Source organism: Thalassobaculum sp. (assembly GCF_040219215.1).
Classification (GTDB): Bacteria; Pseudomonadota; Alphaproteobacteria; order Thalassobaculales; family Thalassobaculaceae; genus Thalassobaculum_A.
Window position 1 is genome coordinate 143586 of the sequence record NZ_JAVJSX010000001.1, and the last position, 15589, is coordinate 159174.

General features: G+C 63.4%; 15 protein-coding genes. 13 read left to right on the top strand and 2 right to left on the bottom strand.

Annotation, left to right across the window (positions count from 1 at the left end; translation table 11 throughout):
- Nucleotides 1–18 precede the first annotated feature (18 nt).
- The 13 genes from pyrH (at nucleotide 19) to lpxB (ending at nucleotide 12609) form a co-directional block, all read left to right on the top strand.
- A complete protein-coding gene (pyrH, locus tag RIC54_RS00765; RefSeq protein ID WP_350097774.1) occupies nucleotides 19–759 on the top strand; it encodes a UMP kinase in 741 nt (246 codons plus the stop codon).
- A 5-nt stretch (nucleotides 760–764) separates the two neighbouring features.
- Nucleotides 765–1322 carry a ribosome recycling factor gene (gene frr / locus RIC54_RS00770; RefSeq protein ID WP_350097772.1) on the top strand — a complete coding sequence of 186 codons (558 nt, stop codon included), beginning with the start codon at nucleotides 765–767 and terminating at the stop codon, nucleotides 1320–1322.
- Nucleotides 1323–1325: 3 nt separating this feature from the next.
- Nucleotides 1326–2072 carry an isoprenyl transferase gene (locus RIC54_RS00775; RefSeq protein ID WP_350097770.1) on the top strand — a complete coding sequence of 249 codons (747 nt, stop codon included), beginning with the start codon at nucleotides 1326–1328 and terminating at the stop codon, nucleotides 2070–2072.
- Complete coding sequence (locus RIC54_RS00780; protein WP_350097768.1) at nucleotides 2069–2911, top strand: phosphatidate cytidylyltransferase; 843 nt, start codon at nucleotides 2069–2071, stop codon at nucleotides 2909–2911. The genes RIC54_RS00775 and RIC54_RS00780 overlap by 4 nt, the downstream gene beginning before the upstream one ends.
- Nucleotides 2908–4125, top strand: coding sequence for a 1-deoxy-D-xylulose-5-phosphate reductoisomerase (locus RIC54_RS00785; RefSeq protein WP_350097766.1), 1218 nt, complete (start codon nucleotides 2908–2910; stop codon nucleotides 4123–4125). Before RIC54_RS00780 ends, RIC54_RS00785 begins: the two co-directional genes overlap by 4 nt.
- Before the next feature lie 48 nt (nucleotides 4126–4173).
- Entirely contained in the window at nucleotides 4174–5301 is a 1128-nt protein-coding gene (rseP, locus tag RIC54_RS00790; protein ID WP_350097764.1) for an RIP metalloprotease RseP, read from the top strand.
- Between the two features lie 98 nt (nucleotides 5302–5399).
- Nucleotides 5400–7676 carry an outer membrane protein assembly factor BamA gene (gene bamA, locus RIC54_RS00795; RefSeq protein WP_350097762.1) on the top strand — a complete coding sequence of 759 codons (2277 nt, stop codon included), beginning with the start codon at nucleotides 5400–5402 and terminating at the stop codon, nucleotides 7674–7676.
- On the top strand, nucleotides 7676–8254 hold the full coding sequence (locus tag RIC54_RS00800; protein WP_350097760.1) for an OmpH/Skp family outer membrane protein: 579 nt from the start codon (nucleotides 7676–7678) through the stop codon (nucleotides 8252–8254). The genes bamA and RIC54_RS00800 overlap by 1 nt, the downstream gene beginning before the upstream one ends.
- A 70-nt stretch (nucleotides 8255–8324) precedes the next feature.
- Complete coding sequence (gene lpxD / locus RIC54_RS00805) at nucleotides 8325–9293, top strand: UDP-3-O-(3-hydroxymyristoyl)glucosamine N-acyltransferase (RefSeq protein WP_350150432.1); 969 nt, start codon at nucleotides 8325–8327, stop codon at nucleotides 9291–9293.
- Between the two features lie 11 nt (nucleotides 9294–9304).
- The gene (fabZ, locus tag RIC54_RS00810) at nucleotides 9305–9781 is read left to right on the top strand and encodes a 3-hydroxyacyl-ACP dehydratase FabZ (RefSeq protein ID WP_350097756.1); all 477 of its coding nucleotides are present in this window, start codon (nucleotides 9305–9307) and stop codon (nucleotides 9779–9781) included.
- A 14-nt stretch (nucleotides 9782–9795) separates the two neighbouring features.
- Complete coding sequence (gene lpxA, locus RIC54_RS00815) at nucleotides 9796–10599, top strand: acyl-ACP--UDP-N-acetylglucosamine O-acyltransferase (protein WP_350097754.1); 804 nt, start codon at nucleotides 9796–9798, stop codon at nucleotides 10597–10599.
- A 7-nt stretch (nucleotides 10600–10606) separates the two neighbouring features.
- Entirely contained in the window at nucleotides 10607–11431 is an 825-nt protein-coding gene (locus RIC54_RS00820; protein ID WP_350097752.1) for an LpxI family protein, read from the top strand.
- Nucleotides 11428–12609 carry a lipid-A-disaccharide synthase gene (gene lpxB, locus RIC54_RS00825; RefSeq protein ID WP_350097750.1) on the top strand — a complete coding sequence of 394 codons (1182 nt, stop codon included), beginning with the start codon at nucleotides 11428–11430 and terminating at the stop codon, nucleotides 12607–12609. Before RIC54_RS00820 ends, lpxB begins: the two co-directional genes overlap by 4 nt.
- Before the next feature lie 89 nt (nucleotides 12610–12698).
- Here the strand turns inward: lpxB and RIC54_RS00830 are convergent, their stop codons facing one another.
- Both RIC54_RS00830 and gltX read right to left on the bottom strand, forming a co-directional pair.
- Nucleotides 12699–14000 carry a citrate synthase gene (locus tag RIC54_RS00830; protein ID WP_350150406.1) on the bottom strand — a complete coding sequence of 434 codons (1302 nt, stop codon included), beginning with the start codon at nucleotides 13998–14000 and terminating at the stop codon, nucleotides 12699–12701.
- Between the two features lie 72 nt (nucleotides 14001–14072).
- On the bottom strand, nucleotides 14073–15488 hold the full coding sequence (gene gltX, locus RIC54_RS00835; RefSeq protein ID WP_350097746.1) for a glutamate--tRNA ligase: 1416 nt from the start codon (nucleotides 15486–15488) through the stop codon (nucleotides 14073–14075).
- Between the last annotated feature and the right edge of the window lie 101 nt (nucleotides 15489–15589).

Genomic DNA, 15589 nt, shown 5'->3' on the forward strand with positions numbered 1-15589 from the left:
ACCGGAGGGACAAGGGCGATGGGCTCCAGCACTGACCAACCAGCAACACCTGGACCGTTCTCCCGGGTGTTGCTGAAGATCTCGGGCGAGGCGCTGATGGGCAGCCTCGCCTACGGGATCGATCCGGAGATGGTCGACCGGGTGGCCGGCGAGATCGAGTCGGTCCATTCGTCCGGGGTCGAGGTTTGTCTCGTCATCGGCGGCGGCAACATCTTCCGGGGTATATCGTCGGCTGCGTCCGGCATGGAACGGGCGACCGGTGACTACATGGGTATGCTGGCCACGGTGATGAACTCGCTGGCCATGCAAAGCGCCCTGGAACGCCGGAACATCCCGACCCGCGTTCTGTCGGCTCTGCCGATCGCGGCCGTGTGCGAGCCGTACATCCGTCGTCGCGCAATGCGGCACATGGAGAAAGGCCGCGTTGTCATCTTCGCGTCCGGCACCGGCAATCCCTTTTTCACGACCGACACCGCAGCTGCGTTACGGGCGTCCGAAATGGGCTGCAAGGCGCTGCTCAAGGCGACGAAGGTCGACGGCGTCTACGATGCCGACCCGATGAAGGTTCCCGATGCCAAGCGGTACGATCGGCTGACCTACATGGACGTTCTGCGGCGCGACCTGAAGGTCATGGATGCATCTGCGATCTCGCTGGCACGCGAGAACGATATTCCGATCCTCGTCTTCTCGATCCACAATAACGGCGCGTTTGCCGAGGTGGTTCAAGGCAAGGGACGGTTCACGATCATAGCGGAGTAGGGGACATGGCGGACCTCGATCTCGATGACATCGAGCGGCGTATGGACGGTGCGGTGGTGGCGCTCAAAGCCGAGTTCTCGGGCTTGCGGACCGGCCGAGCATCGGCCAGCTTGCTGGAGCCGATCCACGTGGAGGCCTATGGCAGCCGGATGCCGTTGAACCAGGTGGCGACGATCAGCGTCCCGGAACCGCGGATGATCTCGGTCCAGGTCTGGGACCGGGCGATGTCGAAGGCGGTGGAGAAGGCGATAAGGGAATCGGACCTGGGCTTGAACCCGCAGTCGGATGGACAGCTTATCCGCGTGCCGCTGCCGGACCTGTCGGAGGAGCGCCGAACCGAGCTGGTCAAGGTCGCGTCGAAGTACGCGGAGAGTGCCCGGGTCGCGGTCCGCAACGTGCGCCGCGATGGCATGGACCATCTGAAGAAAGCCGAGAAGGACGGAGATGTCAGCCAGGACGAGCGCCGGCTCTACGAGGACGAGATCCAGGAGCTGACGGACAAGCACGTCAAGGCTATCGACGAGGCGCTGGCGTCCAAGGAAAAGGACATCATGCAGGTTTGATCCATGGTGGATGCCGCGCCGCAGTTCGGGGAGGGTGACCGTCCCCTGCACGTTGCCATCATCATGGACGGCAACGGTCGCTGGGCGCGGGCTCGCGGCATGCCGCGCAGCTTCGGTCACCGGGAAGGCGCGAAGGCCGTCAAGCGTACGGTGCGTGCCGCATGCGAACTCGGGGTCGGATACCTGACGCTGTTCGGCTTCTCGTCCGAGAACTGGAGTCGGCCGGCGCAGGAGATCGGCGATCTTATGGAGTTGCTGCGCTTCTACCTGCGCCGCGAAATAGCCGAGCTCCACAAGGACGGCATACGCTTCCGGGTCATCGGCGATCGCACTTTGTTCTCCGACGACATCGTGACGCTGATCGAGAACGGTGAGCGCCTGACCGCGGGCAACACCCGGATGGTTCTGACTATCGCACTGAGCTATGGCGGCCGCCGGGAACTGACCGGCGCGGTCCGTCGGGTGGCCGAGGACGTAGCCGCCGGTCGCCTGGATCCCAGCGCGATCGACGAAACTGTGGTAGCGTCCCGGCTGTATACTGCCGACCTGCCGGATCCGGATCTGCTGATCCGAACGAGCGGCGAGAAGCGGATCTCGAACTTCCTGCTGTGGCAGATTGCCTACGCCGAGTTCGTGTTTCTGGACGTGCTGTGGCCGGATTTCGGGCTCCAGCACCTGGAGGAAGCATTGGACGAGTTCGCCCGTCGCGACCGTCGCTATGGACGCGCAACCGGGCAGGGTGGTGGATGAAGGACGACGCAAGCCATCGAATCGGCAGTCCCGCCAGAAGCGACCTGCGGTTGCGCGTGGTGTCGTCGATGGTCATGGTCCCGGCCGCAGCGGCGACGGTGTTTGCCGGCGGGCCGGCGTTTCAGCTCGGCGTCGCGATGGTTTGCGGCCTGATGGCGTGGGAGTGGGGTAGCCTGGTCGCCGAGCGGCCCGGTCGCATGCTGGCGCGCAGTCTGGTTCTGGCTGGATCGGCGATAGCCCTTGCCTGGATGGTGATGCGCGGACCCTACGAAGGCGTGGCGGTCGCCGTAGCCTGGGCGCTTGGCCTCATCATCGCCGGTCGGTTCATGAAGGTCCCGCGGGCGCCCTGGCTGGCGGTGGCAATCATGAGCGTTGCCCTGCCCGGCATTGCGATACTTTGGCTTCGAAACAATCCACCGCTCGGACTTGAGACGGTGATCTGGGCCTTGGCAACCGTGGTGCTCACCGACGTCGGGGCGTATGCCGCTGGACGGACGATCGGTGGACCGAAGCTGATGCCATCGGTAAGCCCATCAAAGACCTGGGCCGGGCTTGCCGGTGGCGTGGTTGCGGCGGTGTCCGGAGCGTTGGTTGCATCCGCCGTGGTGGAAGGCGTCAATCCATGGGTGCTCGCACCCATCGCGGCACTTCTCGCCGTTGTGGCGCAAATTGGGGATCTGATGGAGTCGGCGGTAAAGCGCATGTTTCGGGTGAAGGATTCCGGTCGAATGATTCCCGGGCATGGCGGCGTGCTGGATCGGGTGGACGGGCAGATCGCGGTTCTTCCGCTGGTCGCGCTGGCCGTGCACGTAAGTGGCCGGAGCATTCTCGAGTGGTGAGCGGACCGTCACAACGGCGTATCAGTGTCCTGGGGTCCACCGGCTCGGTGGGTTGCAGCACCTTGGACCTGGTGGAGCGTCACCCGGAGCGATTCCGTGTGGTGGCGTTGGCGGCGGGTTCGAACGCTGCCCTGCTCGCGGACCAAGCGATTCGGACACGGGCCGAGTTTGCCGCTGTCGCTGATCATGCTTCGTGGCCGGCCCTGAAAATGGCGCTGTCTGGGACCGGCATTGAGGCGGCCGCCGGCGCCGATGCCGTGGACGAGGCGGCTCGCCGCGACGCCGACTGGACCATGGCGGCCATTGTCGGGGCTGCCGGGCTTGCTCCAACCCTGACCGCGGTGCGGCAGGGACGCGTGGTCGCCCTGGCCAACAAGGAGGCGCTGGTTTGCGCTGGCGCCCTGTTTGCGGCGGAGGCGCGCGACGCCTGCGCAACGATCCTGCCGGTCGACTCCGAGCACAACGCGATTTTCCAGGTGTTTGAAACCGAGCGCAGGTCAGCAGTCGAGAAGATCATCCTGACCGCATCCGGTGGGCCGTTCCGGACCCTGTCGAGCGCCGTGATGTCGACCAAGACCCCGAAAGAAGCGATCGCACACCCGAACTGGTCGATGGGTCTGAAGATCTCAATCGATTCGGCGACGATGATGAACAAGGGCCTCGAACTGATTGAGGCTCACCACCTGTTCGCGATGCCGGAGGACCGGATCGATATCCTGGTTCATCCCCAGTCCGTCGTGCACAGCCTGGTCGCCTATGTTGACGGGTCGGTGCTCGCGCAGCTTGGGTCACCGGACATGCGGACACCTATTGCCTACGCATTGGCCTGGCCCGACCGGATGATGGCTCCGACGCCCAGGCTTGACCTGGCGGCGCTGGCGCAACTGACATTCGAAGCCCCTGATCCCATACGGTTCCCGTCGCTTCGGCTCGCCCGAGATGCGCTGCGGGCGGGTGGGTCGGCGCCTGTCGTGCTGAACGCAGCCAATGAAGAAGCCGTCACCGCGTTTGCCGACCATCGGATCGGGTTTACCGAGATCGCGTCGGTCGTCGAAGCGGTGTTGGAAACGCTGCCGTCCACTGGCGTGCACGACCTTGAAGCGGTCGCGGCGGCTGACCGGGCGGCGCGCGTGACGGCAACCGGATTGATTGACCGTGGATTGATCGGCAACCGCCGGGCCGCGCGCGTTGCGTCGGCCGGTGCCGCGGATTAAGGTCCGGAAACGGGCGGGAACATTGGCCGAACCAAGGAACTTTCAGGCATGATCGCCGGACTCGTCGACTACGTCATCCCGTTCCTCATCATCCTGACGATCCTAGTGTTCGTGCATGAGATGGGACACTACCTGATCGCGCGCCGAGCCGGTGTGCGTGTCGAGGTCTTCTCTGTCGGATTCGGGCGCGAGTTGTTCGGTTGGACAGCTGCATCGGGCACCCGGTGGCGGATCTCCGCGATCCCGTTGGGCGGATACGTCAAGATGTTCGGCGATGCCGATCCAGCCAGCACCGGCGCCACGGGCCTCGATGAGATGACCACGGAGCAGCGTGCCGTGTCGTTTCACCACAAGTCCCTGAAGGCGCGCGCGGCCATTGTGGCGGCTGGTCCCATCGCCAACTTCCTGTTCGCGATCCTGTTGTTGGCCGGGCTGTACGCGATAGTCGGGCGACCCTATGCCCCGCCGGTCGTCGACGAGGTCGTAGCGGGTTCCGCGGCCGAGCAGGCCGGCATCCGGATCGGCGACGTCTTCGTGTCCGCCGATGGCGCGTCGGTGAAGCAGTTCTCCGACCTACGCCGGGTGGTGTTCAGCAGACCCGGCGAACCGCTGCCGATGGTGATCGAGCGTGACGGTCAGCGTCAGAATGTCACGATCATCCCGGAACCAGTCACGGAGACCGATCGCTTCGGCACACAGCACACCTTTGGCCGTCTCGGTGTCCGCTCCAATCAGGTCAGTATCGAGCGCTTGAATCCGTTCTCCGCAGTTGGGGTGGCGACAACCGAGACTTGGTCGATTGTCGGACAGACGCTGGATGTCGTCGGGCAGATCATCGCTGGCACGCGCGGCACCGAAGAATTGGGCGGCCCGCTGCGAATCGCCCAGATGTCAGGCAATGTCGCGCAGAGCGGATGGATAACCACGGTCTGGTTCGTCGCGATGCTCTCGATCAATCTCGGTCTGATCAATCTCTTCCCGATTCCGGTTCTCGACGGTGGTCATCTGCTGTTCTACGGGGTGGAAGCCCTGCGCGGGCGCCCTCTTGGTGAACGGGCGCAGGAGTGGGCGTCGATGGCCGGTTTGACCCTTGTGATCGCCCTGATGCTGTTCGTGACATGGAACGATCTGGTTCAACTCAACGTCGTCACCTATCTAGGGTCGCTGCTCGGGTAAACAATTGTGATTTCTTCGGTTTGCGCCGCGAGAGCCGACCGCTATAGTCCCCGCCGCGCGCTGCGACGCCAATCCATCCGCCGATAGGGGGCCGGCCTTTGCCGTCTTCGATAAAGCTCTGGTTTCGAGTGATCGCTTTCGCGGTCGGGTTGCTGGCCACCGGGCCAGTGCTTGCCCAGAGTGGCGCAGGCACGGTGTCCGAAGTGCAGGTGCAGGGCACACAGCGGATCGACCCCGGAACGGTTCGTTCCTACCTGTTGATCCAGCCGGGCGACCAGTTCGATCCGGAGCGACTTGATCGATCGTTGAAGGCGCTTTTTGCAACCGGTCTGTTCGCCGACGTGACCATGCGCCGGCAAGGCGATGCGCTGATCGTCAATGTCGTGGAGAACCCGATCATCAACCGCCTGGCGTTTGAGGGTAACAACCGGATCAAGGACGAGGAGCTGTCGCGCGAGGTCGAGTTGCGCCCTCGGGTGGTGTTCACCCGGACCCGGGTCCAGCAGGACGTCCAGCGGATCGTTGAGATCTATCGCCGCTCCGGCCGGTATGGCGTCACGATCGAACCGAAGGTGATTCAGCAGCCGCAGAATCGCGTCGACTTGGTCTTCGAGATCAATGAAGGAAAACTGACGCCGGTTCAGACAATCTCGATCGTCGGCAACAAGCGCTTCAGCGACTCAACGTTGCGCGGGGTCATTCAGACCAAGGAATCCGCGTTCTATCGGTTCCTGTCCAACGCGGATACCTACGATCCCGATCGTCTCAGTTTCGACCGCGAACTCCTGCGCCGGTTTTATCTGGAAAGCGGTTATGCCGACTTCCAGGTGCTCTCCGCCGTTGCCGAACTGACCCCGAACCGGGAAGCGTTCGTGGTCACTTTCACGATCGAGGAGGGTCAACCGTACACGTTCGGAAAGATGGGCTTCGAGATCGCGCTGCCGCGGATCACCGAGGAAGACCTCAAAGAGCTGCTCGTGACGGAGGAGGGTGAACGCTACGATTCAACCAAGGTTGATGATTCGGTCGATGCGATCACCGACAAACTTGGCAATCTTGGATACGCGTTCGTTGACGTCCGCCCGAAGGCCGGACGCAACCCCGACAACCGAACCATCGACATCACCTATCAGATCGGCGAGGCGAGCAAGGTGTTCGTCGACCGGATCGATATCGTCGGGAACGTGCGAACCCTGGACCGGGTCATCCGCCGTGAAATGAACCTCGTTGAAGGCGACGCGTTCAACGTCTCGAACATGCGCCGTTCCGAGCGCCGGATTCGCAATCTGGGCTTTTTCAAGTCGGTCAAAGTGACGAACTCCGAAGGTTCGGCGCCGGATCGCACCAATGTCCAGGTCGCGGTCGAAGAGCAGCCGACGGGCGAGATCTCGTTCGGCATCGGTTACTCATCCGTCGAGGCCGTGATCGGCGACGTCGGCATTCGCGAGCGCAACCTGCTGGGGCGTGGCCAGGACCTGCGGTTCGGCGTCTCGGGATCGGCCAGCTCGACAGAGTACGACATCTCTTTCACCGAACCGTATTTCCTGGGTCGCGATGTCTCGGCTGGCTTCGATCTGTTCCGTATCGAGCGTGAACAGGAAGAGAGTTCGTACGATGAAGTGCGAACGGGTGGTTCGCTCCGTGCCGGCTATGATCTGGCCCCGGATCTCCGGCAGACCGTGAACTACACCCTGAAGAGCACCGAAATCACCGATATCGACAGCGACGCCTCGCGGTTCATCAAGGAGCAGGAAGGCGAGACCGTCGTCTCACAGGTCGGTCAGACCCTGACCTACGACAAGCGCGACAGTCGCGTTGATCCCCGCGACGGCTACATTCTGCAGTTCACCTCCGAGGCGGCGGGAGCCGGCGGAGACGAGCGCTTCCTGCGCCTGAAGGGCAAGAGCGCCTACTACTACCCGATCGATGAGATCTGGGGATTGGCGTTCCTGGGGCAGGCCGGCTACATCATCGGCCTCGGTCAGGACGTGTCGATCGGCGAGCGCTTCTTCATCGGCGGGCACACGTTCCGGGGCTTTGAGAAGGCGGGCGTCGGTCCGCGCGACGTCGTCACCGGCGACGCCTTGGGCGGCAACCAGTACTACGTGGGGTCGGCCGAACTGACCTTTCCGACAGGATTGCCCGAGGACCTTGGGCTGCGTGCGTTCGTCTTTACCGATGTCGGCAGCCTGTGGAACGTCGATGCCAGCGGTGCAGAGGTTCGCGACCTGACATCGGTGCGGGCGTCAGTTGGGCTTGGTGTGGAGTTCGTAACGGCGTTCGGCCGCATCCGGGTCGACGCAGCACAGCCCGTGCTCAAGGAAGACTTCGACAAGACCGAGCTGTTCAGGTTCAGTTTCGGCACACGCTTCTAATGCGGTCGATCATCATGGCGCGGTTTGCGGCCAGTTGCCTGATTGTGATGTTGCTGTCCTGGTCTGCTGTCGACAGGCCGGCACTGGCACAGACGTCGGCGGCTCAGTTGCCGATCGCCGTGGTCGACGTGCAAGGCATCATGCGCGCTGCCCAGGCGGCCAAGGGCGTTCAGGACCAGATCGAGAAACGCCGGGAGGCTTACCAGGCGCAGGTTTCCTCGGAGGAAAAGCGCCTGCGTCAGGCGGAGCAGGACCTGGCGCAGCAGCGGACGGTCCTCGCACCCGACGCCTATCAACAGAAGGTTCGCGAGTTCCAGGCGCAGGTTGCGGACGTTCAGCGCAAGGTGCAGATGCGCAAGCGCGAGTTGGATGAGACTTTCGCGGCCGCGATGAACGAGCTTCGCGGGGCGCTTGTCTCGGTTGTGGCCGAACTGGCCGAGCAACGCGGCATCAAGCTCGTCCTGTTCAAGAGCCAGATCGTCATCGCGGAGAAGTCCCTGGACGTCTCGGAGGAGACCCTGCAGCGTTTGAACGAGCGGTTGCCGACGATCAAGATCGACCTTCCGCCTCTGAAGTAGGACTTGCGCGATGACCGATCCTCGATTCTTCAAGTCGCACGGTCCGTTCACTCTCGGCGAACTCTCGGAGATGACGGGGGCTGAACTGGTCGGCGCGACGGATGTCGATCGTCCGATATCGGACCTGGCGGCGCTTGATGCGGCAGGACCTGCCGATCTGAGCTTTCTCGAGAACCGACGCTACATCGATGGTTTTCGGACCTGCCGCGCCGGAGCGTGCCTCGTTGCCCCGGAGTTTGTCGATCAGGCGCCCGCCGGGCTGGCCCTGCTGGTAACTCCGCGCCCGCGTCGCAATTTTGCCCGGATAGGCCACGCCTTTTTTCCCAGGGTGCCGGCTGAACCCGGTATCCACCCGCATGCGGGTGTCGACCCAACGGCCGAGATCGACCCTTCGGCGACGATCCACGCCGGAGCGGTGGTCGGGCGGTCCGCTCGCATCGGGGCCGGGACGGAAATCGGCCCGAACGCGGTGATTGGTGATGCCGTCGAGATTGGCGAGGCAACGCGCATTGGCGCCGGTGCGTCCGTCAGCCATGCCCGGATCGGGTCCCGGGTGTTCGTGTATCCGGGCGCGCGAATAGGGCAGCCGGGGTTCGGGTTTGAAATGGACCGTGACGGTCCCTTCATGGTGCCGCAACTCGGGCGGGTGATCATCGAGGACGACGTGGAGGTTGGCGCCAACACGACGATCGACCGTGGAAGCGGCCCCGATACTGTCATCGGTCGGGGTACCATGATTGATAATCTCGTACAGATAGGCCACAACGTTGTGGTCGGCAGCGGTTGTATCATCGTTGCCCAGGTCGGGATCTCCGGAAGCACCCGACTGGGAAATCGGGTGGTCGTGGCAGGGCAGGTTGGCATTGCCGGTCATATCGAGATCGGCGATGGAGTTCAGATTGCCGCGAAGTCCGGGGTTACTCGCGGTATTCCTGCGGGCGCCGTGGTAGGCGGGGCACCAGCTGTTCCAGCCAGGGAGTTCCGCAGGCAGATTGCGGCGCTCAAAAGGCTCGGGCGGCGTTCCGAAGGCGAGGGGTGAGGCGGCGAAGCATGAGTCAGGCGGAAGAAACTCGGGCTACCGAGGTCGGAATCGATATCGACGTCATGCGGGTCATGGAGTTGATCCCGCATCGCTATCCGTTCCTCATGGTCGATCGAGTGGACGCCATCATTCCGGACGTCAGTTGCATCGGCGTGAAGAACGTCTCGATCAACGAGCCGTTCTTCATGGGGCACTTCCCGAAACGGCCGGTGATGCCGGGCGTTCTGATCATCGAATCCATGGCGCAGACGGCCGGTTGCCTGGTCGTTGCCACTCTCGGTCCCGAGTCGGAAGGCAAGCTTGTGTACTTCATGACTGTCGACAATGCGCGCTTTCGTAAGCCTGTCGTTCCTGGCGACCAGATGAAGGTGCACGTCCGCAAGGTTCGCAACCGGGGTCCGGTCTGGAAGTTTGAAGGTGAGGCGCGGGTCAATGGTGTGCTGGTCGCCGAGGCGACCTACTCCGCGATGATTCTCGACGCCTGAACCGGAGAAGTTGCGTGGCTCGAGAGATCCATCCGACGGCGGTCGTCGATGCCGGCGCTGAACTGGGCGACGGGGTGCAAGTGGGGCCCTATGCGGTCATCGGGTCCGATGTCGTTCTGGCGGATGGCTGCAAGATCCACAGTCACACGGTCATCGGCGGACGCACCACGATCGGTGCCCGTACGGAGGTGTTCCCCTTCGCCAGCATTGGTCTGCGTCCGCAGGACCTGAAGTACCGAGGCGAGCCCTCGGAACTGATCATCGGCAGCGAAACGGTGATCCGCGAGCATGTGACGATGAATCCTGGAACCGAGGGTGGTGGTATGGTCACCCGTGTCGGGGACCGTTGCCTGGTCATGGTCGGCAGTCACATCGGCCACGACTGCGACGTTGGAAACGGCGTGATCATGGCCAACAACGCCACGCTGGCCGGTCACGTTCAGGTGCAGGACCATGCGGTTCTCGGTGGATTGTCCGCCGTTCACCAGTTCGTGCGCATCGGACGCAATGCGATGGTCGGTGGTGTCACCGGGGTTGAACGCGACGTGATCCCCTACGGATCGGTCATGGGCGACCGGGCACGGCTGTCGGGAATCAACATCATCGGCATGAAGCGCCGAGGCTACAGTCGGGACGACATCAACGCGGTGCGCAAAGCCTACCGCCTGCTCTTCGCAGTCGAGGGAACCTTCCAGGAACGCCTTCAGGAAGTTGCCGAGGAGTTCGCCGAGTGCCCCCCGGTTATGGAGGTCGTCGATTTTATCCGGGAGGATTCCTCCCGGAAGATCTGCCAGCCGGGAGATGGCGGCGAATTCTGAGGCGGGCATGGACGGACTCGGAATTGTCGCAGGTGGCGGTGAGTTGCCTCGCCGGATCGCGGAGGCGGCCGTATCGGACGGCCGTCCGGTATTCATCATTGCATTCGTCGGTCATACCGATGCGGCAACGGTTGCCGGTTTTCCGCATGCGTGGCTGAAGCTCGGCCAGACCGGAGCGGCGCTGCAGAACCTGAGGGATGCCGGTTGTGGCGATGTCGTTATGGCCGGGCCGATGCGCCGACCCTCGCTGTCGTCCTTGTCGCTGGATCGGCGGTCGGTTGCGGCCCTTGCCAGGGCTGGGACCCGGGTGTTTGGCGACGACGGTTTGCTGTCGGTGATCGTCGAGGAGATCGAACGTGATGGCTTCCGTGTTGTCGGTGTCGACGATCTTCTGGGCGGCTATCTCGCCTCAGCCGGTATTCTGGCCGGGTCGGCCCCGGGTCGGGACGAGGAAGTGGACATCGCTCGCGGCATTGCCGTGCTGCGGGCCCTGGGGTCGGCAGACGTCGGACAGGCGGTGGTTGTCCAGGAGGGATTGGTCCTCGCCGTCGAAGCCATCGAAGGAACCGACGCGATGATCGCCCGGGCGGGCAACCTGCGTCGGGAAGGTCGTCGTCCGATCCTCGTGAAGGGCAGCAAGCCGGGACAGGAGCAGCGAGCCGATCGCCCGACAATCGGTGAGGGTACGGCAGCAGCAGCTGCTGCGGCGGGATTCCGGGGCATCGTCGTGGAAGCTGGCGCAACACTGATCGTCGACCGAGGGGCCACGGTTCGAGCCCTGGAGGATGCTGGGTTGTTCCTGGTGGCGCGACGCTTCGCAGATCCTGCATGACGGCGGATGGCGAACCACCGCTGATCTACCTGATGGCGGGAGAGGCATCGGGCGACGTCCTAGGTGCCGGGCTGATGCGGTCGCTGAGGGCGGCCACCGCGGGCCGCGTAAGGTTCGCCGGGCTGGGCGGCGACGCGATGGCCGCAGAAGGATTGGCAAGCCTGTTTCCGATCTCGGAAATGGCCGTGATGGGCATCGTCGAGATCCTTCCGAAAGCACCGATGTTGCTGCGACGGGTCCGGCAGACCGCCGATGACGCATGGGAACGGCAACCAAGTGCAGTGGTGTCGATCGACTCCAAGGCGTTCACCATGCGGGTGCAGAAGCGGCTCTTCCAGCGCCGCGCAGAGGCTGGTGGAATCGGGCCCAAGTTGATCCACTGGGTGCCACCGACTGTCTGGGCATGGCGTCCGGGGCGTGCGGCGGCAATTGCACGGCACCTGGACCACCTCTTGACCCTGTTTCCGTTCGAGCCGCCATATTTCGAGAAGCACGGGCTGGAGACGACGTTCGTCGGACACCCTGCGGCCCGGCAGCCGGCAGGTGACGGATCGGCGTTCCGAGGTCGGTTTCGCCTGCCCAAGGACGCACCGGTTCTCGGGGTCATGCCGGGCAGCCGTCCCGGCGAGGTCAAGCGGCTCATGCCGGTGTTCCGCGAGGTTGTCGCTCGTCTGACTGGGCGGTACCAGTCGATGCGGGTGGTCATTCCGACCGTTCCCCTGGTCGCCGATGCCATCCGCGAGGAAACACGCGGATGGCGGGCGCCGGTCACGATCGTCCAGGATCCGAAGTACAAGTACGACGCCTTCGCCGCCTGCAACGTCGCCCTTGCGGCGTCGGGTACCGTGACGCTGGAGCTGACGATCGCCGGCGTGCCCACGGTGGTGGCATACCGGGTGAATGCATTGTCCGCTGCGATCGCGCGCCGCCTGATCGACCCGGAGGCCATCGTCTTGACCAACAAACTCATGGGTCGCCGGGTGATACCGCAGTTCATCCAGGACGACTGTACCGCCGACCGGCTGACAGTGGCGGTCGAGCGGTTGTTTGACGACCCGCGCGCCCGTGCCGAGCAAGCGGCCGCTAGTGAGGCAACAAGGGCGATGTTGCTCGCCGACGGCGAGAACCCCTCCGATCGCGCCGCGCGGACCGTGCTGAATGCAGCTGGGATCGGTTGAAGTGCGCAGACAACCGCACCGTTACGGACTCCAGAAATGCAAAGGGCGGCCCTCGGGCCGCCCTCCGTTTTCGCCGGTACGTCGATGATTCAGCGCTTGGATACCGGAACGAACGGCCGCTGCTGCGGGCCGGTATAGAGCTGACGAGGCCGGCCGATCTTCTGGCCCGGCTCCTCGATCATTTCCTTCCACTGCGCGACCCAACCGACGGTCCGCGCCACCGCGAACAGCACAGTGAACATCGAGGTCGGGAACCCGAGGGCCTTCAGCACGATTCCTGAATAGAAATCGACGTTCGGGAACAGCTTCTTCTCAACGAAGTAGTCGTCCTCAAGGGCGATCTTCTCCAACGCCATTGCCAGTTCGAGAAGTGGATCGTCCAGGTTAAGCTCCGCCAGGACTTCGTGGCAGGACTTCTGCATGACCTTCGCGCGCGGGTCGTAGTTCTTGTAGACCCGGTGTCCGAAGCCCATCAGGCGGAACGGGTCATCCTTGTCCTTCGCCTTCTTGATGAACTCGCTGATGTTGTCCTTGTGGCCGATCTCCTGAAGCATGTTCAGGACGGCTTCGTTGGCACCGCCATGGGCCGGCCCCCACAGGGAGGCAATACCCGCTGCAATGCAGGCAAACGGATTGGCCCCGGACGACCCGGACAAGCGGACGGTCGAGGTTGAGGCATTCTGCTCATGATCGGCATGGAGGATCAGGATCCGATCCATCGCCCTGGAGATCGTCGGGCTGATCTTGTACGGCTCCGCCGGAACCGCAAACATCATGTGCAGGAAGTTCTCGGAGTAGCTCAGGTCGTTGCGCGGATAGTTGAACGGCTGGCCGACCGAGTACTTGTAGGCCATCGCGGCGATCGTCGGCATTTTCGCCACCAGACGGAACGACGCGATCATCCGCTGGCGTTCGTCATGAATGTCCAGCGAGTCATGGTAGAACGCCGACAGCGCGCCAATCACGCCACACAACACCGCCATGGGATGGGCATCACGCCGGAAGCCCCGGTAGAAGTTGCTGAGCTGCTCGTGGACCATCGTGTGGTAGGTCACATCGTGGTCGAATTTCTTCTTCTGCGCCGCGGTCGGCAGCTCGCCGTACAGCAGCAGATAGGCGACTTCCAAGAAATCCGAGTTCTCGGCGAGGTCCTCGATCTTGTAGCCGCGGTGCAGCAGGATGCCCTCGTCGCCGTCGATGAAGGTCAGACCCGATTCACATGACCCGGTCGACGTGAAGCCTGGATCGAACGTGAAGTGTCCGGTCTCTGCGTACAGCTTTCGCACGTCGATCACGCTGGGGCCCATGGTGCCGGGAATAACCGGCAGTTTGTATGCCGAACCAGTCGTGTCGTCGGTCAGCGTGAAGGTCGCGGCGTTGCTCTTATTCATGATGTCCGTCCCCTGTGTCGCAGGCAGTCCGTAGCGAGGAACAGTATGGTTCCGCCGGACCGGCCGCCGATCTTATCCGTTAGTGTGCACTGCGCAAACAGCATTGATGCGCTGCAGCGACTCGGTCTTCCCGAGCGCCGCCAGGACTTCGAAAATCCCGGGCGACGTGGTCGATCCGGTCACCGCTGCGCGAAGCGGCTGCGCGACTTTCCCGAGCTTGAGGTCGTTGTTCTCTGCGTATCGGCGCACGGCATCCTCAATGGAGGCTTCATCGAACGACGTAAGCATCTCCAGGTGCGGTGCAAGGCCCGCGAGTGCCGCCAATCCGCTCCCGTCGAGGTGGGCGGCGGCTTTGGGCTCAATGTGCAGCGGGAGCGGCGCTACGTAGAACCGTGCCTTCTCGGCAAGTTCGACGATCGTCTTTGCCCGCTCCTTCAGCCCGGCCATTCCGGCACGAACACGGCGTCGTGCCTCGTCGTTGATAATGAGGGATGGGTCGGCGGCCAGCTTCTCGGTAACCAACGCCGTGAGGCGGTCGTCATCGGCCTCCCGGATATAGTGGCCGTTGACGCTGCCGAGCTTGTCGAAGTCGAACCGCGATGCCGCCCGACCGACACCATCCAGTTCGAACCACTCGATCGCTTGGTCGCTGGAGATGATTTCGTCGTCGCCATGACCCCAACCGAGGCGCAACAGGTAGTTCAACATCGCTTCCGGCAGGTAGCCCATCTCGCGATAGGCATCGACTCCGAGCGCGCCATGGCGCTTTGAGAACTTGGCGCCGTCGGCTCCGTGGATCAGCGGAATATGGGCGAACACCGGCACGTCCCATCCCATCGCCTGGTAGATCAGCGACTGCCGGAACGCGTTGTTCAGGTGGTCATCGCCCCGGATCACGTGGGTTATGCCCATGTCGTGGTCGTCGACAACGACCGAATGCATGTAGGTCGGCGAACCGTCGGCACGCAGGAGTATCATGTCGTCGAGTTGGGAGTGCGGAACGGTGACGTTGCCCTGGACCGCATCGGCAATGGTCATCTCGCCGTCGAGCGGCGCCTTGATGCGAATGACCGGGTCAACGCCGGCGGGAGCGTCAGCGGGATCGCGGTCACGCCAGCGTCCGTCATAGCGGATTGATCGGCCTTCGGCCTTGGCGGTATCGCGCATTGCCACCAGTTCCTCCGGCGAACAGTAGCAACGGTAGGCCTTGCCTTGCTCAAGAAGCGCGTAGGCGACCTCGGCGTGGCGCTGCGCCTGCTCCGACTGGAGCACGATCTCACCATCGCCCGACAGTCCAAGCCAGTTCAATCCCTCGAGGATCGCGTCTACGGCTTCCTTAGTCGAACGTTGGCGGTCGGTGTCTTCGATCCGCAAGCGGTATGTGCCGCCGTGGTGGCGGGCGAACAGCCAGTTGAACAGTGCCGTTCTGGCACCGCCGATATGCAGGTAGCCAGTTGGTGACGGCGCGAAACGGGTGACGACGGTCATGAGGCGCGGCTCGATCACGTTGCGGGCGGGGGACAATCGGACCCCCGGATGGGAGAGCGGTGGTCTTTAGCACAACGTCCAATCCGAGGCGACCGACCCGG

Excerpts from the sequence above, each read along its gene's own strand:
- pyrH (WP_350097774.1), top strand. The coding sequence starts at position 19 with ATGGGCTCCAGCACTGACCAACCAGCAACACCTGGACCGTTCTCCCGG.
- frr (WP_350097772.1), top strand. The coding sequence starts at position 765 with ATGGCGGACCTCGATCTCGATGACATCGAGCGGCGTATGGACGGTGCG.
- RIC54_RS00775 (WP_350097770.1), top strand. The coding sequence starts at position 1,326 with ATGGTGGATGCCGCGCCGCAGTTCGGGGAGGGTGACCGTCCCCTGCAC.
- RIC54_RS00780 (WP_350097768.1), top strand. The coding sequence starts at position 2,069 with ATGAAGGACGACGCAAGCCATCGAATCGGCAGTCCCGCCAGAAGCGAC.
- rseP (WP_350097764.1), top strand. The coding sequence starts at position 4,174 with ATGATCGCCGGACTCGTCGACTACGTCATCCCGTTCCTCATCATCCTG.
- RIC54_RS00800 (WP_350097760.1), top strand. The coding sequence starts at position 7,676 with ATGCGGTCGATCATCATGGCGCGGTTTGCGGCCAGTTGCCTGATTGTG.
- lpxD (WP_350150432.1), top strand. The coding sequence starts at position 8,325 with ATGACGGGGGCTGAACTGGTCGGCGCGACGGATGTCGATCGTCCGATA.
- fabZ (WP_350097756.1), top strand. The coding sequence starts at position 9,305 with ATGAGTCAGGCGGAAGAAACTCGGGCTACCGAGGTCGGAATCGATATC.
- RIC54_RS00820 (WP_350097752.1), top strand. The coding sequence starts at position 10,607 with ATGGACGGACTCGGAATTGTCGCAGGTGGCGGTGAGTTGCCTCGCCGG.
- lpxB (WP_350097750.1), top strand. The coding sequence starts at position 11,428 with ATGACGGCGGATGGCGAACCACCGCTGATCTACCTGATGGCGGGAGAG.
- RIC54_RS00830 (WP_350150406.1), bottom strand. The coding sequence starts at position 14,000 with ATGAATAAGAGCAACGCCGCGACCTTCACGCTGACCGACGACACGACT.
- gltX (WP_350097746.1), bottom strand. The coding sequence starts at position 15,488 with ATGACCGTCGTCACCCGTTTCGCGCCGTCACCAACTGGCTACCTGCAT.